At 36.9% G+C, this 23,541-nt stretch carries 15 protein-coding genes; all 15 read right to left on the bottom strand.

Annotated features, from left to right (window positions below; translation table 11 throughout):
* Positions 1 to 5: 5 nt before the first annotated feature.
* On the bottom strand, positions 6 to 1,142 hold the full coding sequence (locus G7Y45_RS13580) for a type III-B CRISPR module-associated Cmr3 family protein (protein WP_044299436.1): 1,137 nt from the start codon (positions 1,140 to 1,142) through the stop codon (positions 6 to 8).
* On the bottom strand, positions 1,135 to 2,937 hold the full coding sequence (cas10, locus tag G7Y45_RS13575; RefSeq protein ID WP_044299437.1) for a type III-B CRISPR-associated protein Cas10/Cmr2: 1,803 nt from the start codon (positions 2,935 to 2,937) through the stop codon (positions 1,135 to 1,137). The genes G7Y45_RS13580 and cas10 overlap by 8 nt, the downstream gene beginning before the upstream one ends.
* A 7-nt stretch (positions 2,938 to 2,944) precedes the next feature.
* Positions 2,945 to 4,345: a hypothetical protein gene (locus G7Y45_RS13570; protein WP_165017137.1), complete on the bottom strand. Its 1,401-nt coding sequence runs from the start codon at positions 4,343 to 4,345 to the stop codon at positions 2,945 to 2,947.
* Positions 4,346 to 4,358: 13 nt separating this feature from the next.
* A complete protein-coding gene (locus G7Y45_RS13565; RefSeq protein ID WP_044299282.1) occupies positions 4,359 to 4,838 on the bottom strand; it encodes a hypothetical protein in 480 nt (159 codons plus the stop codon).
* Complete coding sequence (locus G7Y45_RS13560; protein ID WP_165017140.1) at positions 4,835 to 6,310, bottom strand: CorA family divalent cation transporter; 1,476 nt, start codon at positions 6,308 to 6,310, stop codon at positions 4,835 to 4,837. Before G7Y45_RS13560 ends, G7Y45_RS13565 begins: the two co-directional genes overlap by 4 nt.
* The gene (locus G7Y45_RS13555) at positions 6,307 to 7,080 is read right to left on the bottom strand and encodes a hypothetical protein (protein ID WP_044300836.1); all 774 of its coding nucleotides are present in this window, start codon (positions 7,078 to 7,080) and stop codon (positions 6,307 to 6,309) included. Before G7Y45_RS13555 ends, G7Y45_RS13560 begins: the two co-directional genes overlap by 4 nt.
* Positions 7,062 to 7,688 (bottom strand): NYN domain-containing protein, encoded by a 627-nt coding sequence (locus G7Y45_RS13550; protein ID WP_165017143.1) that lies wholly within the window; start codon positions 7,686 to 7,688, stop codon positions 7,062 to 7,064. The genes G7Y45_RS13555 and G7Y45_RS13550 overlap by 19 nt, the downstream gene beginning before the upstream one ends.
* Before the next feature lie 13 nt (positions 7,689 to 7,701).
* Positions 7,702 to 8,373: a CRISPR-associated endonuclease Cas6 gene (locus G7Y45_RS13545; RefSeq protein WP_044300839.1), complete on the bottom strand. Its 672-nt coding sequence runs from the start codon at positions 8,371 to 8,373 to the stop codon at positions 7,702 to 7,704.
* A gap of 146 nt (positions 8,374 to 8,519) precedes the next feature.
* The gene (locus G7Y45_RS13540) at positions 8,520 to 10,862 is read right to left on the bottom strand and encodes an ABC transporter permease (RefSeq protein ID WP_005806221.1); all 2,343 of its coding nucleotides are present in this window, start codon (positions 10,860 to 10,862) and stop codon (positions 8,520 to 8,522) included.
* Between the two features lie 11 nt (positions 10,863 to 10,873).
* Positions 10,874 to 11,548, bottom strand: coding sequence for an ABC transporter ATP-binding protein (locus G7Y45_RS13535; protein ID WP_005777825.1), 675 nt, complete (start codon positions 11,546 to 11,548; stop codon positions 10,874 to 10,876).
* 25 nt (positions 11,549 to 11,573) lie between these two features.
* On the bottom strand, positions 11,574 to 13,904 hold the full coding sequence (locus G7Y45_RS13530; RefSeq protein ID WP_032544121.1) for an ABC transporter permease: 2,331 nt from the start codon (positions 13,902 to 13,904) through the stop codon (positions 11,574 to 11,576).
* A 24-nt stretch (positions 13,905 to 13,928) separates the two neighbouring features.
* Positions 13,929 to 16,157 (bottom strand): ABC transporter permease, encoded by a 2,229-nt coding sequence (locus G7Y45_RS13525; protein WP_165017146.1) that lies wholly within the window; start codon positions 16,155 to 16,157, stop codon positions 13,929 to 13,931.
* A gap of 165 nt (positions 16,158 to 16,322) precedes the next feature.
* Positions 16,323 to 18,713 (bottom strand): ABC transporter permease, encoded by a 2,391-nt coding sequence (locus G7Y45_RS13520; RefSeq protein ID WP_005820318.1) that lies wholly within the window; start codon positions 18,711 to 18,713, stop codon positions 16,323 to 16,325.
* Positions 18,714 to 18,722: 9 nt separating this feature from the next.
* Positions 18,723 to 21,053, bottom strand: a complete 2,331-nt coding sequence (locus G7Y45_RS13515; RefSeq protein ID WP_165017149.1) for an ABC transporter permease — start codon at positions 21,051 to 21,053, stop codon at positions 18,723 to 18,725.
* Positions 21,054 to 21,065: 12 nt separating this feature from the next.
* The gene (locus G7Y45_RS13510) at positions 21,066 to 23,414 is read right to left on the bottom strand and encodes an ABC transporter permease (RefSeq protein ID WP_165017152.1); all 2,349 of its coding nucleotides are present in this window, start codon (positions 23,412 to 23,414) and stop codon (positions 21,066 to 21,068) included.
* Positions 23,415 to 23,541: the final 127 nt, after the last annotated feature.

The following is a 23,541-nucleotide window of genomic DNA, read 5'->3' as shown; positions in this document are numbered from 1 at the left end:
AGTTTTTATATATATGTGTTATAACCAGATAAACGGAGATAAGTGTAATCCATCAATAGTTTCTCGACTTCTTCGCGTTTCCCTTGCTTAAAATAAAGTACTGACCCCGGCTTTAAGAAGTGGTATTTACTACTACTTTTGATCGGTTTACCATAAAAGTTGCTTGCGTTAGTCGTTTGAATATTACGAAAGACAATGGAGTCGCTCCACATAAAGTTACATAAAGCAGAAAGATCCTTCAGGTTATCTACATAAGTTGGACTCAGTATTAGAAGACGATCGCTTTGAGCCAGAAACTGAGCAGCTGCTTGGTGTTTTTTTTGTATATCACTATTCTCTTCTATTACTTCTACTTCCATGCGGAATACAGAACGTTGTCCTCCTAATTGGATAATATCGGAAGATAGCTCTGATTCTCCCGATAAGGTGATATAGAAGGCATACATAAATGTTTTTTTCAATTGAAGGAACTCCTGTTTATAAAAGCTTTTGTCGTTATTTTCACCCTCTTCCACATGTTTGGTAATACCGATTTGCATTTTGCTTATCCATATTTCATCAGATAGTAATTTTTTTATCTGATTATTTTCTTGGGTGCACCAGAAAAGATAATTATTGTAAGTTTTATGATCGAAAAATTTTTCTTGAATATCGGAATCTTGCTCTCCGGAAGCCAAATACACATTGGGAATCGGGCATTCAATTCCATTGTAGAAAACTCGGTCTGCACTGCTTGTTTCATTAAATGATACTTTGTATCCATCGTCTAATGGCAATGGCAAGTAGATAGAGCGTGGCGAAGTATCATTCTTGCATTCTACGAGCATGAGCGGAGAAATCTGTTTAATGACACCTAAGCCAAGTGAATCTGCCTTTCTTTCGGTCATTCTGAAACTCTGTTCGCCAATCAGTGCTTTTATCATCTCTTTTTCTGTCGGGTTATTCTCTTTATAAGGAAATTGGGACAGTAAATTGTGCTGCTTCAGCAATTGGTAACGGATCATGCCTAAAAGAGCGGACTGTTGAGGGAATTTATTTGAATATGATATATAGTCTGCACTCTTTCCATCATCCAATGTTCTTTCTCCTCCAAAGAAAAACCAATCCATCGGAGTCAATGTTATTAAATAATGTCTATTCATCTTTATTATAATTTATGAAGTGAATAAATTGTAAAGCTGTGAAAATCATATTGATAGCATCCATGGCGGGAGAGACTATTAATTGTTCTTTTTCATCTGATGTCAGAACCGTATTTTTCCGGATAATTTCATTCCTTTCTTGATAATCTTGAATGTTTTCTTGATATCTAAGGCGAAGAAGCATTTGAATATCTTCGAACAAACCAGTATAGCCCTGGTGGCAGGGCTCATTAAAGTTATTGTCGAAATAGTTCTTTAACATCTCAACTTGATTGTCCTCATTCTGAAGAATGATTTGTAATATTTCAGCATGTATTCTGACCATTTGGATGACGGATGAGAGGAATTTTTCTGATTCTTGCGTATTGCTCGTATCTTTATCTTTCCGTATATACTTTCGAAGTAGTATATTAAACTGGGTGTAGCTTTCCCCTTTTTTAGACATTGCGGTCTGATAGATTTGTCCACTATGTTTTTGTAAAGAGAAAGCTAATTTATTTTTTAAAATGAAACGCTTCATGTTTTCATTAAGTATCTTCTTATTGCTTAATGTATATTTAAACAAGTTGTCTTTGGCCACTATCTCTAACAAACTATCCGTTGTATGCAATGCTTCAAACATGGGATATTTATGATAAGTAATTGAAATGCCAAATGAGAGACTTGGTAAGGGCCTGTGAATTTCTGAACAAGCGTTGATGTATTGATGTAAGTGTCGATTTATACATTGGTCAAAACAAGCACTCAGTTTTTCAACAAGACTGAATACATTATTACCATTGCAACATACGGGTGCAAAGCACAGCAAATCATCTCCACCAATGAAAATTGGCTTTCCTCCATAAGCTACGATTTCGTTAATAGATTCGATGTTGAAGCTTAGTAAGGCTTTACTAAGTTGGGTTATAGGGATGTTGTACGCTCCCATGCTTTTTATAGTTTCACCCATTGAATCACCATCTGACTTAATAATAGCAATATATTTATGATATGGTCTAAGTAGTGCTTTGTAGTCGTTTAGGATGATTTCTTCCGCATCCCAGATCCGTTCGCTATATTTTCCATCTTTGCTTTCTCCGTTTGCTGTAATTACTTCTAATGCTTTTTGTTGGATGTTTATGTTTAATTCGGATGCTGATATTTCAAGAATGGACTCAAACAATCTTTCTCCGTCCGTATCACCAAATGCATCTTTTGTGAGAAAAGATCCGGTAAAATGGGGAATCGAATTTTTATCTTTTCGATATATTTTACCGTTGACATTGGTTATCAAGAATTTTAAGAAATCGCTTTTTTGAAGGGATATCATGGTCTCTTCCTGTTCTGGAAATGTTTCTTGATTCTCAATAACATTAAGGTATTTTTCACAAGCCGGAATTACTACATAAGGATCGTTTGACTCTAATGTGAGTTCAATAAAATATATTTTGATATACGATTTTAAATAACGATATACTTGAGATACATCTTTAGCTGTACCCGGCAAGTTAGGAGAAGCGATATGACCGGCTATTTTGATTAATACCTGCTCAGAGTGTTGTTTAAGCAACTCCAAATCTCCGGGTTCAGACTTAAAAATGTATCGATCAGGAAACAAACCGGCACCGCAATGAGGCTTTTGCATCTCTTCATTGATAAGAGGTAGTTGAAAGGAACGATTCTTTTTTACGAATGGTTCTACTATCTTTTTAGCAAGATAAGAGAAGAAATAACTGGCTGCCCAAAGCTCTTTGGTGCTTTCAGCCATTTCGATGGTATGGGTAATGGGGCCTAAAGTGATTGCAATGTATTTCATGGCGTTATTATTTTAAAGGAATATAATTTAATATGTTTTTCCCATTTTTTTTATAGGACATTGCATATTTCATAAAATCGATCAATGAAAAGGAGCTTGGCGTGTAATGATAATTAATTCTATTATTATAGTTCATTTCGATCTCATTTATATGCATTGGCCGCTCTGTTATCTCACTCTTGCCTGTTCTCATATTTCTATTTTTAGTTTTTTCTATATAATTATATTGAAATGGTTTATTTAGTATTTCAGTATTTATTTCATTACCAACTAAATAAATACTGTTATTGATTATTTTGAATAACAAAGGAGATTTATAACGATTGATACAATTGTTAGTTGACTTTATCTTGACAACGACTTTTTTATACGGTGTTTCTAATTGGAATTCATATTGCTCTGCTAATCCTAAGACTGCTCTTATATAAGCATAATTATATCCATTAGGGTTAGGATCATTCCATGAACTGTCGTTCTCTCTTATTCCAAAAGTGGGAGAATGATCTCCTTTCAATTCATAACCTTTTGCTTTAATTAGTTGCTTCATTTTTCTTTTTTCCCATCTATAATTAGGGTATTTGCTAACGAAATAACAAAATAGAATTGATTTGATATATTCGTTCCTGAAATTATATCCAGATTTTAAAATCTGGTAATCCTTCTTTATTATTGAAAATATTTGATTATAGATAATATCTAATGTACTTTGGTGAGACAAAGCTATTTGTTTCTTATATACGAAAGAAAAATTTTCTTTTAAGGTATCTTCTACATTACATATATATTTTTGATTATTGATACATTCAACTGTAAACGAGCCAAAACCTTTGTTGTTTCTTGTACCGAAATTGTGACATATGAAAAAAGCAGGTAAATATGTTTGGATTTTATTTATTAAATCACCCTTTAGAGAGAAAATTTTTATAGTAAAATCTTGCCATTCCAGCCCTTTTTTGTCTATTTGACTCCAATTTTTTTCTTTAAACTCAGCCTCTTTTTTGCGAGGGTCATTATTGCTTTTTTTTAAGATAATGGTGGAGTTTGTATTTACACCAACACACTTTTCTTGAGCAAAATATGGACTATTTTGGATCGTAAAGAAATTAGAGGGATGTTCAGTTGGAAGAGGAAATGTGCCGGAAGTTATTAAATATTCTAATCTACTTTTTTTTTGTAGTGATATACTTAACTTATAGTTTAATGCATAATTTTTCTCATTATCTATTAACCAATTGCTGTTTTTAGCATAAAGCCGTCCTTTGCTAATATCTCCATCTCCGAGTTTTGTAAGAATGAATTTATCTAATAATGGTTTAACTTCCGATGCTCGCAAGGTTGCTCCCGATTCATTGTGCTGAAAATGAATCATTGGAGTGTGTTGTTTTAGTATAGCAGTTAACTGATTCATAATATTATTTTCTCTATTTGGTTATCTTTTTATATTCTTCAAAGAAATCCTTCATCTTTTTAAAGTTTTCATCAATCGACTTCAGATCGTCTTTGGAGCCAATAATAGAAAGAGTGGAAAGATAAAATTTTTTCAATTCATTTTCTTGATTTTCTATCAAGCCATCACATTTTTGTTGTAATCCATTTATCTTATTGGTTAGCTCTTCTTTTTCTTTATCCTTGATTATTGCTTCACGGGCGAGCAACCATGTTTTCATCTTTGCATCAGCTTCTTCTTTAGCCTGACGCTCCCTTTCTTTCTGACGACTTTGGAAGCATGAGAGATGCCATTGTTGCCATACACCAATAAGCGGCAACAAAACAATCATAATACAAAGAAACACAGTAAGACATGTAATGTCTTTGGTGGGATTCTGCCCTATATTCACACATTCAATGACTGTCAGAGATACGATTAGTGCAATTTCACATTCTACTAATTTCCAATTCATAGTTTTCTTTTTCTTTTATAGATTATACATATGGCACAGAGTGTGCCTATTATTAATAATAGAGACTGAATGATAAAGCCGGTCGAGAGTTTCCCATTTTTTTCCATTACTTCACTGATTTGATTCATCCCCCAAAAACCGGTAATTACGGTAATGGGTAAAAATAGAGTCGCAATATCATTAAGCAAACTCGCTTTTTTGTTTCGTTCCCGATCTTCCATTAAGGAGATGTATTGATGCAGTTCTTCTATTTCTCCATCTAAATCCTTTATATAACTTTCCATTTGCAAGCAAGAGTGAAGCTTATTGTACATTTCGATTCCTTGGTCTTGAGCCGTAATTTCACGGAAATAGATTTGATTTACGAAACGAATATATTCTTTATATAAAGAACTAACCCGTTTAGAAACCGCTTCTACATCCTGCTTGGATAATTGGCTTACTTTAGTGATTTCTCCGGAAAATCTTAACATGGAAGCACGTTGAACTAATACCAGTTCGGCCATGCGCGCATAGATTGTCTGAAAATATTCGATAAGGTAATCAGGTACCTCATAATTAGTGAGGTACACTAATGAATATTTACTGATACCATAAAGCGAACTCCACTGTTGCCAACGATAATAAGTATGTTTCTCTAATAGTTCTTTTTTCATTTTCTCATTTTGGCAAGTGGCATTGCTTCCATCTATAAACAGAAACCGATACCAGTAATCTGAAAATGGATTCCGGCAATCAAAGTAGGCTTCCGCATTATTTGTATATTGCTGAGATAGCTGATTATTTTTGTACCATGTTGCCACAAACATACGATCATCTATAATAGGATCAATTGATAAATTGGTAGTTAACTCACCAATCAGCTCTTTTATGGACGAGGAAGGCTGCCAGCTGTCATAGGGAGTATATGATTTGAAATCTTCGAAATAAACGGTTTGATTTAAACCTTCTATCCGAATGTATTCAGAAATCTCATTTCGTAATCTTGTATCATTAAAAAAAGGAGGCATAATACGTCGTCCATATTGGTTGATAGCCAATATGTCTTCCGGGCTATTTTGAGTGCAATCTTCATTTTTTAGATAAAAGGACAAGAATCCAACACCTGTGGCGTATAGATTAATATTCATCGAGTCTACAATGAGCTTATATGGACTATTACGCCCTTTTTTCTTTATATAATAGTAGATGTGATTACTTATCTTAGGCTCTTTGCGCTCGAAATGGTGAATCAGGTTAAATGGGCTGTGCTCTTCATCATATAATATATTGTGTACAAATGTATAATAATAGTTCTTCTCGTTATATAATGACTCCTCTTCTCCAAGATCTGGCTTTTGTGAGTGTTCCCAAGGAGAATTCTGGTTATATTGAATGCTGTTTAAGTCAACTTGGTCAGAAAATGCTTGATTTTCTAATCCTTTAATTTCCCATTTGAATGGGAAATAGAATATGTGATAACTATATATCATGATTCTAACTGTTTTATCTGTTCGACTATATTGAGTATTTCGTTTGTGGTGAGATAATGGCACTCTATTCCAATAAACCCATTGAGCCCACCTCCCCAGAAAATATGACTTGTCGGAATATATAGTTCTAGTATTTTTTTGATAGAATTTACTCCTTTTCCATAATATATCAATTCATCTGGTGTGTAGATTAGTAACTTTTCATAAGGATATAATCTGTCACATATGGGTGAAAACCTATTTATTGTAGTGAAAATAACATATAAGCCACCTATTTTTTCTATTCCATTCTTGATTACTTCTTGGGCCAATATTTCATCATTTTTCGTTATCCCCTGTGCCTTTCGGTCTTCCAGCCTGATTAGATTTATTTCTTCAGAACTAGCTCCTATTTTTTGCATTCCTGGAATATAAGCTTTATCATTTGCCGCAACTAATGATTGATATCGGTTGAGAGTATAATTAAGTATAGAAGCTACTTGCTCTAAAGCCGAAGGATAAGTAGCATAATTGTTATGATGATCGATTCGGATATAATTAGTTGGAGGTGTAACATCCTCTTTCAATTCTACACCATAGATGATAAACGGCTCTTTATTACCATATTGCTGCATGTCTTCCTCATATTGACTCAATAATGCATTATCCCATTGCAAATGATTGTCTTTGAATATAACATTTCTATCTGCTAATATCTGAGCAATGACTTGCATCTCTAAATCATGTCCTCCTAATAGGAATATATATTTTTCTATTTCTTTTGTTTGCATTTACAGATCTTTTTGGTTAAATCTTTATTTTCTATGGCAATTTCATTTAATTCAATATGTTTACATGCTTCTTCTTGTAAAAGTCTGGCTGTTGATGACTTTGATGACAGACCCCATGTTAATAGAATAACACGCACTTTTAAGGATTTTAGTTTTTTTATCAACATTTCATGGTCTGCATCACCCGTAATAAGCACGACAAAATCAAATTTACGTATTAATGATAATTCGTAAGCTTCAAGGGCAAACCAAACATCTATTCCTTTCTCTACTATCGTATTTTCTTCCCTTTTTTGTATTTCTCGCAAGTGTTTATAATGAAAAATAATATCATTTTCAATCAGAGAGTCTTCAAATTTGCGTTCGCAAAACAACAAATGTTTATTGTTTGCATCATTAACCCGATACCGTCCACGGAAATAATGACTTTCTGTTATGCAACAATCTTCTTTTTTAAAATTGTATTCATGAGCAATCTCTTCCTGAATAAATTTAAAAAAAGAAGTGATATCAATATTGAGTGATAAAGATTCTTCCAATGCTTCATTGATTTTTGAGAAATAGCCCCCGTCAATGAAAATTCCTATTGATTTGTAAGTTTCAATCATATCTAATATTAAATTAATGATGTTGTGTCACAATTCCATATCCTATACTTGTGCTTTTTCCAATACCTATATATTCCGGTATATATATATTGGATTGAAAATCAATGTTGAAAGACATCAATTTGACATCTTTGTTGATTATTAATTGAGGGAAATTTATTTGGGTTATTTTACATTGAATGTGAAAATCTAAAAATACATTTATTCCTTTTGTAAAAGAGAGTAGATTACCAATCAATATATTCTCCAGAAAAGTAACTTTTTCAGTGAGACCATCCATTTTTAAATATTTTCTATAGTTATCCGAATTTAGAGGTAACCATTTGTGGATATGGTAGTTGGCTAATTCAGAACACTGCTGTATTTGAATCTTATATGGGATTAAAGAATCTATTTGCATATTAAGATTTCTTTTTCCTAACTGAAGATCTAAATCACACTGAGATATAAAACTTCCAATAACTTCTGTTCCTTTGTCAATACAGACAATGGCTGCTTTCTGCTTGATTTTTTTATACTGTATTAGTGGGTAGGAATACCGATATTTATCTTTGTCCAAATGATTGTGGAATAAGACTTCTGACTTATTCTCCAACTTTTGGATAATGGCACTTCTAAAGAAATAAACTTCATCATCAGATATATAGTCTCTAAATTTTATAATGAGTATATTTGTGTTTTCCATTTCAGTAGTATTAATGATTTTGTTATCAAACTTATGTATAGATAGCAATATTCGGTAATAAAAAGCAAAAAAGCAAGAAAATCAGATTTTATTTTCTTACTTTTTTACCAAATGATAAGCTTTGTCACGGGATCCCGTGATCTCATCTATTCTTTAATTGCATCTATTGGATTGGACTTTGCAACCCGCCAACTGTTAAAGCTAACAGTGCATATTGTCATGACTAAAGTTATCAATAGAGGAAGAATAAAAACTTTCAATCCAATGGGGGCTCTATAAGCGAATTGCTCTATCCAGTGCAACATTAGTGTATATACAATGGGAGTTGCGATGATAAATGCAATTAAGATATAACACAAGAATGGACGATTAAGTAACCAAACGATTTGCCAGGTGGAAGCACCGTTCACTTTACGAATTCCTATCTCCCGAGTGCGTTGTTCGGATGCGTACCATGCTATGCCGAACAGACCAAAAGCTGTCAAGAATAAGCTTATGATTGAGTATACCAATAATAATTGAGAGAAATTAGTTACTTCTTGATTGAATGACAAGTATTTCATGTACAAATCTGTACCGGTAAAAGAACGATTAGGGAAATGTGTTTCCCATAGTTGTCGTATCTTTTGTAAGGTTTCAACTCGTTGGTCCGGATCGATCTTTAAAGATATATAATAACATTGGTTCTCGGGGACTTCTTGCAAGATCATTTGCAATGGGGCTACCGGTTGATTAAAAGAGGTCAGTTTAAAGTCTTTGATTACTCCTACAATAATAGCTCCTTGCTGAGTATTATTCTTGTTGTATTTGTTCAGTGGCTGACTAATGGGGTCTTCTCCTGCGGGTACAAAATGATGTTGGAAGGATTCATTGACAATAACCGGTATAGCGGTTTGGGCTATTAGTTCTTTAGTACGTTCCGGATGAAGTAAAGTCATGTCATATAGTTCCTGAAACTTCGGGCTTTCATTGTACAAATTAACCATGACCAGTGTTTCTTCCTCTCCTTCCTGGTTCACAGGTACTGCCATGCTCCAGGGTTCAAAAATGTTCCCGCGGGTAGTAATCGCACTTTTTATTCCAGGTAGACTTTTTAAATCATTATATATTGGGAGTAATGATAGTTGCTGTCCATCTCCAAGTTCAATTATATTTTCATAACGCTTTCCTTCATTCTCTATCATATTTAATTGTGAACGTATAATTAAGAAAGTTGTCATTAAGGCAATAGATATTATGAACTGGAGTATAATCAGTATAGAGACTATGCGCCTCTTTTTTTTACCAATAAAGAACAGGCGGTAATTACTTTCTGATAGAGAATACATCTTCCTGCTCATGTAAAGTGCGGGAATGACAGATAAGATTATAATAAACAAAGCTAATAATGGCAATACCTTCCCCGAAAATATGAAACCGAATGTTAAATGCGCTGCTACAAGAGAGTTGAATGCTGGTAAAAGATCATTTATCAACAGTACAGACAGCAAGAACGCAAGCATGACAGTCAGAAAAGTATCGGCAAATAGTTGCTTGTGTATATATTGACGGGTAGCTCCCATTAATGTTTCTACATGGAGCATTCTAACCTGTTTCAGCAATCGTGAAAAACTAAGATTGACATAATTAAAACAGGCTATGGATAATATTAACAAAGCAGATAACAGCCCTATGCTGAGTAATGTAATTTCTCTATGTTCCATAGTTTGGGAAGTATCAGAGAGGTCTGTATTGAAATAAGAATCTTGCAGACCTAACAACTGATAATTTCCTTTTCCCATCAAAGTAGGCAGTCCTGTTTCTTCAAATCGTTGACGAAATGAGGCTGACTGGACTTCTTTTTTCAGGAGAATCATACAAGAGCTTCCCTGTTCAGGATCTGACAACGAGGTAAGGATATCAGCTTGTAACATGGCTTGTGGATAATGTCTGAATACCGCAGTTACTTGTACCGTATAAATGGTATCGGGCAATTCCAGTGTAATCGTACGATTTTCATAATTCTCATTTCCAAAATAAAGACGAGCTAATTTCTCGCTGATGGCTACTTGACCGGGGTGAGATAATACTTCAGGCAAATTACCATATACTGTTTCAAAAGGGAAAAAATGAAGTAGTGAACTATCTGCTTTAACTATTGTTTGTTTGTCGAATTTTTCATTTCCGACCCGAATACCTGACGTTTGAAGTTCATTCATTCGCAGATAACTTTCAATTTCCGGGAATTGGGATACAATGTCCGGAACACTGCCTCCATAAACAAAGGTCCCTTGTTTTTGCTTTTGCATAACCGGAACATTTTGTGTTAGCCGGAAAATATCTTCTTTTCTTGGATTGGAAGATTCTATAGTGTACTCATAAGTAACGAATGATATCAGCAAGATAGTGCATGTAATGCCAATCGCTAAGCTCAATAAGGAGATGGAGGCGAATAGTTTATTTCGCCACCAACTCCTTAAAATAAGTTTCAGTATAACCGGATATTGCATTCTGTTTAAAGTTAAATACTTACTTCTGTTACTACCTGACCATCAAACAGATTAATCACTCGGTCAGCAAATCCTGCATCATGTTGGGAGTGTGTCACCATGACGATGGTAGTTCCTTCTTTATTAAGTTCATTCAGCAGTCCCATCACTTCTTTACCATTCTTGGAGTCAAGGTTACCGGTAGGTTCATCGGCAAGAATCAACTTCGGATTAGCAACGACTGCACGTGCTATGGCAACACGTTGTTGCTGACCTCCTGAGAGTTGTTGGGGGAAATGTTTGCTGCGGTGAGTGATGGCCATGCGTTCCATTGCTTTTTCCACCCGTTGTTTACGTTCAGAAGCGGGAATACCCATGTAAAGTAATGGCAGTTCAATATTCTCGTATACATTCAGCTCGTCGATCAGATTGAAACTCTGGAATACGAAACCGATAACTCCTTTGCGGAGATTGGTACGTTGCGATTCCGTATACTTGGATACTTCTTTCCCATTCAGGTAATATTCGCCTCCTGTAGGATTATCAAGCAGACCTAAAATATTGAGCAAAGTGGATTTTCCGCAACCGGATGGTCCCATAATGGCTACAAACTCGCCTTCTTTCACTTCTACACTGACATTGTTTAACGCCCAGGTTTCTACTTCTTCGGTTTTGAAAATTTTCTGTAAGTTTACTGTTTTAATCATAATGGTAATTTTTTATTGGTTTATATTATTCATTTTTAATGATATCGGCCGGGTTGAGGTGCATCACTCTGTATATTTTGTATGCCGTTGTTACAAAGATAAGCAAACCTATTACAATGAACAGGTAAATGCCCCAGGCAAATCCGCTGACACTGCTGATTGGAGAACTTTTGGTCATATCAATGATCAGTAGCCGTAACAATGGATAAGTGATCATATAGGCCAGTATGAATTGGATGATGTAGACTCTTCCAAACATGAAAGCGATCACTTTAGGTGTAGCACCGTTAATTTTACGAATGGCTACTTCTTTTTGCCGACTAACGGTATCCATGGAGATCGCAGAATACACACTTAACACCACAAGCAATATACTAATGATAGCAAGTAACAGTGAAATATCACCCATCATGTCCCTAATTCCCTGAGTCGTACTTTTTCTTACGTCCAAGGGCTCTATGTCTAATGCCAGTGATTCTGGTACATAGTTACGGCATACCTTCTCTATTTGTGCTTTCGCTTTAGAAAAGGCAATGTCATTTCGAAAACGAATGTATATGACTGATATTTCTTTGGTGGGGAAAAATACGGATATGTGGTATTGGTTATATTCGGAAAGATTTTCTCCGTAGCAGGCTTTATAGGTTCCTAAAATCCGGTAGCTCTCCTCTCCTAATTTCACGTTTCCGCTGATAGAATCTTTGTCCAGTTGTTGCCGGAAGGCTTCGCTGATATAGACCACTTTACTTGCATCGGCATCAACAGTTTCCCCTTGAAATGGAATCCGGAAGAACTGGAAATAGCTGGGATCACCTTGCCGGACATTGATGGTAAGTGTACGATGATCCGCAGACTCATAGCTGCTGGTCAAGAAAGAGTTGAATGAGCCGGTCATCAAAGCTGCGCTTGTTTCTTCCACTCCGGGTAACATCTTTATTTGTGAGAGGATAGCATCTTTGTTTTTATAGAGTGTAACGCTATTCATTTGAAGGCAGAAAGTACGGCCTGTTTCTTGGTCGGATAAAGGAAGGTATAGACGGTTATCCTCCTTATTGAATAAATGAACGGCAATGGCTGTTCCCAAGAAGAAAATACACACACATAGTTGTATGCACATCATGATATTGCGGAAAATATGTTTATGACTTTTCCCCGTAATATTGCTTGCAAGTCCGGATCTTTGAAGTCGTCTGACTGGAAAGAGAATAATGATTGCACAAATTATGAGTAAACCTAAATATACTTGGAATTGGATAGAGTATAACGTTTGTATATCTATTGGAATCATTTCTTTTGGCGGAATGTAATATACAAGAAGACCACTTACACATTCAGACAATACCAAAGAAAGAAGTAAAGAGAAGGTAAGCATCCAGAAAACTTCCGTAAACAATAGTCCGAACAAACTTCGGGCAGTTGCTCCCATACTTTTGCGCAATGCCAGTTCACGGTTTCGGTTATAGAAAGATTGTATGATAAACTTTAAAAAGTTAATCATGCCTGATAACAAAATTAAGGAAGATAAGAAAGTGATGAATGCCATAGCAATGAGGCGTTGTGGCTCTTGATATGAATCGGCTTCTTTGGAGGCAACAAGATATGTCATTTCTCCACGATGCAGAAAAGGGACTCCTTTTAAGCTTTCATTTGCTTTATCAAGTCCGTCAGGAGTGTCTAACACTCCTTCCATAATAAATCCATTTTGCTGGGCATCGTCTCTGCGATAAGAGAAATAGATATCGGCTTGTACACGAAGTACTTTCGGCAACTCTTTTACTACGTTAACGACTTTGTAATAAATGTCTTTTTTCTTTTCTTCTTCTTTGAATTGTACTATTTTCAGCAGAGTACCGACCGGATTCTTTTCTCCATAAACTTTGCGGGCACAACTTTCGGATAACACAACCTCGTCAGGTTCAACAGGAAGTGTATTCCCGTATAAGAATGACGCTTGATAATGCGGGAAGAAGTTGGGGTCTGTACTTATATAAGATACAATATAGGGCTTTTCCTCCTGTTCTTGATTGATAAAGACGACTTCAGCTTGACTTTCAAAGGATCGGCAGCTGAGCTGTTTGATTCCGGGTATAGGATGATCTGTTAATGTTTTGATTTGGGAAGGGGTGAGAAACCATCCCCATGCCCTGTCTTCCTTATTGTTGGGGTTCATGATCCGGAGTCCGATTCTCTGTTCAAAATTGGGCAGACGACGAGTGGCGCCATCTATTTCACTAATGTAGAAATGTACAATACAGAAACAGGTCATACCTACCGAAAGGCAAATGGCTGAGATCAAGCAGTGAGTCTTGTACTTCAAGAGACTGCGAATGGCTATTTTTAAATGATGTAGTATCATAATGGTGTATAGTGTAATTTGTTTTTATTCGTTTTTAATAACTTCCGCCGGGTTAGTTCGTGCAATATGGTATATTTGCCAGCTAACAGTACCTGCTATAATTATTATTAAGAGCAAAAGAGAATATATCCAAAGCCATGGGTTAGCGTAATCAAATAGAATGATTTTATGTTGGCTACCTGTAATCATGATAAACAAACTGCTCAAACTCCCTAAAATAGAAGATATTAAGAATAAAATCAGGTAGGTTTTCCCAAATAACCAATAAATATTCAACAGGCGTGCACCATTAATTTTACGGATAGCCACCTCTTTTTGTCTGCGTACGGTGTCAATACTGATTGCACCATAAATTCCTAACATCGTAATCAGTAGGCAAATAGAGGAGCAAACAATGAATAGCCATATAAGTGAGATAGTCCTCAGACCGATTTGTTCTTTATATAAGCTGATGAACTCAAAAGGTTCGTTTTGCGGCAAATATTGATTTATCTCCCCGGCCATCTCTGCTTCTATATCTTTGTGAGAAACATTGGAGGCTAATTGGATATAAATTTTTCCAATTTCATTGTTCATTGCAGAAATGGGCAGAATGGCGAGTAGCTTTGCGCTTGGTGAGTCACAACCTATATGCACCAAACCTTTCACTGGATATATTTTGTTTTGATAACGATAGATTTCCGGAGTAGAATCTGTCTGTAAAGTCTGATATAGCTGTTCGTTTACATAACAAAATGGTTCCCCTGCCTGGTGTTTACAATCTATATTCATCAATTCAAAATATTCGTCTGAAACGTAAATAAGTTCTGTGAACCCATAATCCTGAGCATAATCTCTGTTACTATATGCCATTTTTTCGTTCCAGTGGCGTGAACGGAGAAAACTTATAAGTTCCTGCCGGTTCTCTTCGATACGGTTATATCCTCTAATATCCAATACCATGATTTCTTTCTTTTCTTTAGCGCTCAAGTACGGATTGGCTATTCGGTTATACTCCTGCATCTGCATCCAAATACTGACTGTTCCAATGACGAATAAAAGGGAGAAGAAAAGTTGGAAACCCAATAAAGAGTTTCTTATGATGTGACGCTGACCGGTAGCAGTTCCCCCCTTTAAACCTTGCGCCGCAGTTTTACGCGTAATATACCATGATGAAAGAAGAGAGACTAAGGCACTGATTGACAGTATCCCAATCAAGTATTGGCATTCGTATTTCCAGAGCCGATAGGTATCAATATACAATTCTTTTTGCATCTCATACGAAAACGTACTTATAAACCAGGGTAGGAAACTTTCGGTGACAGCTAAGGTGATTATTCCACTAATCAGGATAACGACAGCTTGTTCAAGGAAAAGTAGCATGAATTGTCCTGAATAAGTAGCTCCTAATGTACTACGCAGACTGATTTCTTTGCAGCGATTGGCAAATGTTCCTATGCTGAACGAGAAATAGTTGATCATACCTACCAATAAAACCAATATCCCAAGAATTGCAATCCATAATTCGGCACCGGACTTGTGCTCCATTTTGCTTTCTAATACTATTTGAGGTACCCATTCCGGGAATTTTGGAAAAAGTTCCAACTTTTGTAGATATTGAGAGAGCCGTTCGGCATCTTCTGCATGTTTTAATAAGATTTTGTGTGCTCCAAATGAAGCGTTTTCTGCTAACGGGAGAAAAACATCATACTGATTGTGGTAGTTGTTCATTCCTGCCGGATAAGGCTCTATGACGGCAATAATCGTATAGTTTCTTCCATTTTCAGTTAGTATGTTCTTTCCCAACGGAGATTTATTACCACAGAATTCTCTTACAAAATCAGTAGTTACTACTGCCTCATTACATGATATTCCAAACTGTTGTAATGACCCGTTCACACACTTGGCAGGAAATACTTTGAAATAATCAGCATTGCATTCAGTTTTGCTTATCTTATAATAAATGGTTTCATCCAAAGTAATCTTGGCATTAGCATTGAAATAAAAAGCAACTGCTTCAAAGTTTTCTTTTCCGATTTTTTTTTCAAAATCTTGTATTGGAATATTTACTTGGTATGCATTTCCCTCTATCCATATTTCAGCCTGACGTTCATAAGTCGCTAAATCTTTATTGCCAGTACTGAAAATACGATTATAATAATTGCAAACACTGAAGCAAAGCAATCCGCAAGTGATTCCCAATATAGAAATGATAGTCTGCGTTTTGTGTTTTATCAATTGCCTGAATGCAGCTTTTATATAATGTAATATCATAATTCGTTTGTATTATTTGTTTTTATGTCTTTATTATTGTTATTATAGATTCAATAAATGTGCCAAACTTGTATAGTGCTGTATTCATGTATATTACATCTATTGCTCATTCAAAAACAGTGTGTGATATTGCACGATTCCGGTGCGAATACGCACTCTGACGGCTTATTCACTTTTCATACATTCCGCCGGATTTATTTTAGCTGCTATTATTACTTGTTTTATAACGGAAAGGATAACAATAATACCGGTAAAAAGAAACACACATATAAACAGCCATCCGTGGAAGCCCGTGTGGTATGCGTAGGTTTCCAGCCAGCGGCGGATAAAGATATATCCTAACGGAAGAGCAATCGCATTACCGGTTAAAGTCAGCCATAAATACTCTTTAAAAAACAGGCACAAAATATCAGAGAATCGTGCACCGTTTACTTTCCGAATGGCTATTTCTTTCTTGCGTTGCTCAGTAGAGAGCGAAACCAGAAAGTATACTCCGAATGAAGAAATGAGAATGCAAAGGATAGCCAATAGCAGGAAAATACGGAACATCATCTTTTCCGGCCGGTTGAACAATTCCATCAATGTAGAGAGCTGAATGATCTGTGCATCTTCAGTAATCTCTCCTTTGCTATATTCCGGATAAATCTGCCGGACATGTTCCAATGCTTGCTTTTCTTTTCCCGGACGTACCTTTATATAGAAGTACCGGAAACCGTTGTAAGCTTTCGCAGCATCGGCATTGCTTTGATACATAAAGAAGGTCTTCGACAGAGGATATTGCATCGGACAATAGTAAAAGTCGCGTAAAATACCACTGATTCTATAAGACTTTGCATCGGTTCCTGTATTATTGATAATAGGACGACCTGTTAAGGAAGGGATATTAAGTTGGCGTGCCCCGGTTTCATTGACAACGATATCTTCTGTTCCTTGATTTTGTATCCATTCTCCTTCTTTCATCTTCATCCCAAAGAATGGGAGAAAATTCTTTTGTACGATGACGCAGTTATCCTCCTCAGATTCATCAGAATTCCGTCCTTCAATAGGGAAATTGGTAATGAAAGTACAATACCATTCCCCTCTGAAAACAAGGATCGGCTGTGTTAAAGCTGTCACTCCTTCGATAGCAGAGCTTTCTTTTAATGCTGCTATAAAAGGACTGCAGTCTTTATTATAAGTCGCATCATATCCTAAATCGATTTGCCATATATGGTCTGTAACGAGCCCTTTATCTGTGTGTGTCATGAAGCTATATTGACTGTAGAACATACATGAAGTGAAAAGAAATAAAGCACCAATAAATATTTGTCCGATGATTAATCCGTTTCGTAAGGACGTTGAAGTCCCATGACTGCTTCGTTTCAGCAATCCGATGATGGGAAGCAGACTTATGACAAGGAAAACAACACAACATAACGGATAAATCCAAAGAGCTGTTCCAAATATTTCCTGTCTGGTGATACTTTGAATCGTGCCAAAATAATAACTGTTACTCTCTGCCACCAGACTGGTATAATCTTTATAATATGGAAATAAGAATTCACAAACTCCCATTGATATCAAAAAAGCGATGAATAAAGGTATAATGAGCTCAAGCAGGTTTTTACCTACCAAGCTCAGGGTAGAAGCTCCGAGAGTTGAAAAAGTTGAATTATACCGTGCTTTTCGTTGCTGTTGTCCGATGAACAATACGAGCAGATTCATTAACGCACTGACAAAAGCCAGTAAACCTGCTGTTGCCAAAATGCCGATATGTTGAAATCTTCCCTTGAGTTCCGGAGAACAGTAGACATGAACCTCGGGCAATGAACGTAAGTGGAAATGCCATTCGGAATAAGTATCCCTTTGAGTGTCTGCCTCTTTAATCCGGAAAGATGTTATTTTCTTATTCAGATGTGATGCATTGGCACTGGAGTGTAATAATACATAAGTGGTACTACGCTTCACAATATTGGCTTGGGGGGTATTCAGAATGAGATACTCAAACTTAAAATCACTGTTCTGCGGATAATTCTCCATTACTCCCGCAACGGTGTAAGATATTTCTTTATTAATTTTCACTTCTTTCCCTATACAGCTGCTATCTCCATAAAGATGTTTTGCCATTTTCCGGGTCAGAATTACAAAGTTTGCGTTATAAGGCGTTTTATGATAATTTCCTTCGATCATCCGGCATTGGAAGATATCAAAAAAAGTGGAGTCTACTGCCATTCCTATCCAACTTCTTTCTTTACCATCTGCTTCATATTTCACATCGCTGACATGGCATACCTTAGCTATTTCAGGGAATGCTATTATCTCTTTCTCCGCCAGCTGGTGTATTTGGTTCAGTTCTCCTTCCAACCCATCGGCTGTTTTAAATATTCCGGTAGTCGTCAAGGCATAAGTATGTTCACTTTGTGGATGAAAACTGTCAAAATGGTGCTCCCAGTAGTACCAGTAGCCACCTAACAAAAAGGCTATAAAACCGATGGAGAGTCCAATAATGCTGAGTATGTTCTGAGCTTTATACTTCAGAAGATTCCTACATGTTATTTTTAAATAAGATCGTATCATGCTATTTTTTTATTCTGTTTTTACTACTTCCGCCGGATTTTGCCGGGCGGCTTTCCACACTCTCCAACCAATACAAAGGCTTATGACAATAGTAGTTCCTGCCAAGATAACGATGTAAATCCAAGCATTTATATAGGTTTGTTCCACATAGCTCTGTAACCATGACTTCATGACGACATAACCGAGTGGAAATGCCAGAAGAGAAGAGAGCAGTATCAATATGAGGTACTCTTTTGCAAAAATAGAGAGTATATTTTTAAGTGTTGCTCCGTTCACCTTTCGAATAGCTATCTCTTTGCGACGTTGTTCGCAAGCCAGTGTTATTAACGAAAATATTCCAAAAATTGCGATCAAAATGCAAACTATTGCTACACAGCTTAATAATTTCAAGAGTGCATGTTCAGATTTTAAATAATCGTTATAAACATCTTCCATGTTGGATAATACGATTTTTGTGTCCGGATATTCTTTTCGGCAAAGATCTTCAACAGCCTGTTTCAGTTTAGGCCACTCCCCTTCCCTGTATTTTATCAGAATATCTCCTTTGCCAAGATAGAAACCGGAAAACCCTTTGGCTATGAATGCTATTGGTTTTACAGGAACAGTGGGCGAAGTAGTGTGGAAGTCTTTGACCAAACCGATGACAGTGGTGGCTGTTCCGTTAGGCCTGATTAATTTCTTGCCAATCGGATCGTTCCAGCCCAAAGTTTTTGCAGCCGTTTCGTTGATAACAATAGTGCTTGCGTCACTCTCTCCTTCTTTCAGCATTTTCCCTTTTAAAAGCCGGATGCCATAGAATTGGGCCAATTCCTCACTTTCCATCAGTACTTCCATGTTCATATCGGGGTCCGAAGGTTGTTTGCCATCCCAGTCCTTGAAAGCCATAGACATAGACACTGTTCTCGGGAGCAAAGAGAAATGTCCTTTCAGTATTTGAGTAACAGAAGGCATCTGCTCTATTTTATCTGCTGCGGGAGGTAGATTGTCTTGCGGATACAAGCTTAAGGTAGCAATGTTTTTACGTTCTATGCCGATATCTGTAGTACTTAGGAAATAGAGTTGTTTCATTATAATGCAGATACAGAAAATGAATCCTATACTGATTGATAACTGAAACAGGATACTTGCCTTACGAATGAAATATCGATGTCTGTTTGTGTTACTCTTCTGTATGTTGGTGTGCAGGGTCTGTCGGTTGAAATAGAGAGTGACGGGCATGAAGAGGCAAAGAGAACATCCAATAATAATCATAAAATACAGAGATGATTCCCAATATATATTTCCGTCTGTCACTCCCGAAAGCTCCTTAAACTCCGACAATACTAATTCTATTAATGCCATGCCTATCAATCCGGCCGAAATCAGGATAACCAGGAACTCGATGGTCAGTAAAGCAAACAGGTTCCGATTGGACGAACCGCAAACTTTGCGTAATGCAAGCTCCTTGGCCCGCATCCATAGGCGGCTGATAAACAGTGACAGATAGTTGATCAACGAACAAAGGATCACCAAACCTCCAATCACAGCGAAGAGAATAATATAGTTGAACTGAATGGCATTATTGTCTGCCAATATCGTGTAATGGCATTTACTGACAGGCATCATTAATAACTCCTTGATAGCCCCCTCGTTTTTATTTGTCTTTATTTCTGTTTGCTTCAGTTTATTACTTAGTGCCTTGGCATCTACTCCTTGATGAAGTTTAATAAAAACATAGAATCCATTATTGTACCAGACGTCCTGCCATTGCCGTATTCCGCCTCCTAATATGGAGAATGGTAAATTGGTATGTTCGCTCCAACTGTTGACAATGGCACAAACTGTTTTGGGGTCTCCATAGACTTTGATTTCTTTACCGATAGGGTTTTCTGTTCCAAAAAGACGGTTGGCAGCTTTGTCCGTCAAGGCTATCTTATTGGCTGATTCTAAAAAGTCAAGGTTTCCCTCAAGAACCCGTATCCGAAACATATTCATGAAACAAGAGTCAGCATTGATCCGGTATAGCTGTTGTGTGGCACCGTCATTGACAGTTATATCCGATTTATAAAATTCAAAAGCACATGCATCCTCTATTTCAGGGAGCATTCTTTTTAAAGAAGTTGAAACCGGATATGGCACCGTTTTATCAAATCCTGTATCATCCAGTATGGATTTCTTGTATATTAGATGGATTCGGTCGGCTCCCTCGTGAAAAGTGTCGTATGTCATTTCATAGCGAATCCATAAAACGGTAAGAGCGAAACAGGTGAATCCCATAGCCAGTCCGATTATACTAATTATACTTTGGGCCTTATATTTCAATAAGTTTCTGAAAGCAATCTTAAAATAGTGTCGTATCATACTTTTCCTCTTTTATTCTGTTTTTACTACCTCTGCCGGGTTTTGCCGGGCAGCACTCCATACTCTTGAGAAAATACTGATGACAATAACTCCCGCTATGCCTGTAAAGATGGCGACGTACATCCAGCCCGGAATAGTCGTTTGCCGGATGTAACTTTCAATCCATGTTTGCATGATGATGTGGCTGATTGGAAACGCAATGATGGCGGCTATAAACAAAAGAATGAAATACTCTTTAAAGAACATCTGCAAGATGTTCTTTATGGTAGCTCCGTTCACTTTGCGGATAGCTATTTCTTTACGTCGTTGTTCGCATGACAAAGTCACTTGAGAGAAAATGCCAAAAATGGAGATAATGACACAGACCAAAGAAACAATTCCCAATAAGGTCATAAGTGCATCTTCGGAGCGCAGATATTTGTTGTATTCCTCCTCTTCGTTATACAGTCTCATGAAAGAAGACGGGAAATCTTCGTTCTGCATTTTTTGAATTGTGTCCAGACAAGCTTTCCAGCTTCCTTCTTTAAACTTGAATAGGATACTGGCACGTCCCCACAAATATTGCTGCTCTTCGGCACGGACAAAGGCGAGAGGTTGCGGAGCAACCGTAGGGGGAAGATGGCTAAAGTCTTTCACAACTCCTATCACATGATAGAATGTTTTCTGTCCGTCGTATTCTGAGTAGAATTTCTTTCCGACGGCACTTTTCCACCCGAATTTTAATGCGGCGGTTTCATTGATGATAACATCATTTGTAATACTCTTATCAGATAACCATTCTCCTTCCGACAAATGCAATCCGTAGTATCTGAAGAAATCTTCGCCCGAAGGCATGATACCTACCGAATATGTTTCATCATTTGTTTTGTTCTGCCCATCCCATCCGTTGATCTCTGTATACATCATTGGCCCTGTGGGAATGATCGGGAAATAGTGTGGCGGCAAAGTTTCCGTAACCATGGGCAAACTGGCAATTTTAGTATTCCATTCATTGATATCACCTCCCTTCATCCAGATGGCAACGTTGGCTAAGTTGTGTCGTTCCATACCCAGATCTGTGTTTTTCAGATAATAAAGTTGTTTCATCATGACAGCTGTGCAGAAAATGAAGCCTAAGCTGATAATTAACTGCATGACCAATCCGGATTTGCGAAATATCCCCCGTTGAGCGGTCTCTTTTTTGTTTTGAATATTATTTTGTAAAGTCCGTTTTCTGAAGTAATACAGAGGGATTTGTGAAATGATAAATGACAGGATAATTACCGCAATGATGTATATCATTGCTTCTGAATATAGTGATGTTGTTTCTGATATTTGTGCCAGTTCTATAAATCGTGATAAACATAACTCTATAAGGACCATTCCTGTTGCAGATCCGGCAATCAATACTAACAGGTATTCGATGGAGAATAGTGCGAACAGTGAATGGTCTGTAGCACCACAAACTTTGCGAAGTCCCATTTCACGGCCACGCATGCGAAGACGACTGATAAAGAGAGTCAGGTAATTGAATAGCGAGCATAGGATGACCAGAGCCCCTGCTATGGCAAAATAACGGATATAATTAAACGAAATAACGATTTCGTCTCTATTTAAGTAATCTGAATAGCGGAGTGAGGTAATCGGCGTTATGGCCAATTGGCCCAAACTGCTCTCTTTTTCTTGTTTAGAGAGGTTGATAGCAGATACTCTTTTTTGAAAGCTCTCGATGTCCGTATTGGAACGTATGCGAATAAATATTTGTTCCGTTTCACTTAACCAGTCGGGGCAATGGCGGATGGGTAGCAAGATACTGTATGCCAGATTGGAGTGTTGTGACCAATCGCTGACGACTGCACATATCCGGCAAAGACGCCCTCCCAACTCAACCTCTTTTCCTAAAGGGTCTTCTTCTCCGAACCAACTTTTAGCCAGCGATTCGGTGATGGCTATTTCTTTTCCTCTTTCTTTAAGAAAGTTGACATTTCCTTTTAGGAGACGTATATCGAACATGTTGATAAAGGCAGAGTCTACTTCGACAGTCAGCAGATTCTCACTCCTATCATTGAACTGAAGTTTCCGTCTTATGGGAGAGATTCCGCAGATGTCTTCTATCTCGGGTAAATTCTTTTTCAGATATTCCATGGCAGGATATGGCAGTGAATTGCTTAGTACACCGGTTGCCGATTTGAGCTGTGCTCTAACCATATAGATATTGTCGGCCTTTCTATGAAAAGTATCGTATGTCATTTCATAGCGTATCCATAAGGTAGCAAGCGTGAAGCAGGTAATTCCTACAGCCAATCCGATAACACTGATGATACTCTGAGTTTTATATTTCTGCAGATTTCGGAATGCGATTTTAAAATAGTGTCGTATCATTTGGTTCTTGTTTATACAAATAGTGTTTCAAGAAGTATGCCAAAGAAGCAACTCGTTGAGACACTATTGTTTATATGCTTATGGTGTATAGATACACCGTGTGAATTTGCACGATCATAGTGCGCAT

The organism is Bacteroides sp. ZJ-18 (assembly GCF_011038705.2).
GTDB lineage: Bacteria > Bacteroidota > Bacteroidia > Bacteroidales > Bacteroidaceae > Bacteroides > Bacteroides hominis.
The sequence above is the reverse complement of the archived record's forward strand: the minus strand, read 5'-3'. Positions and strand labels throughout refer to the sequence as shown.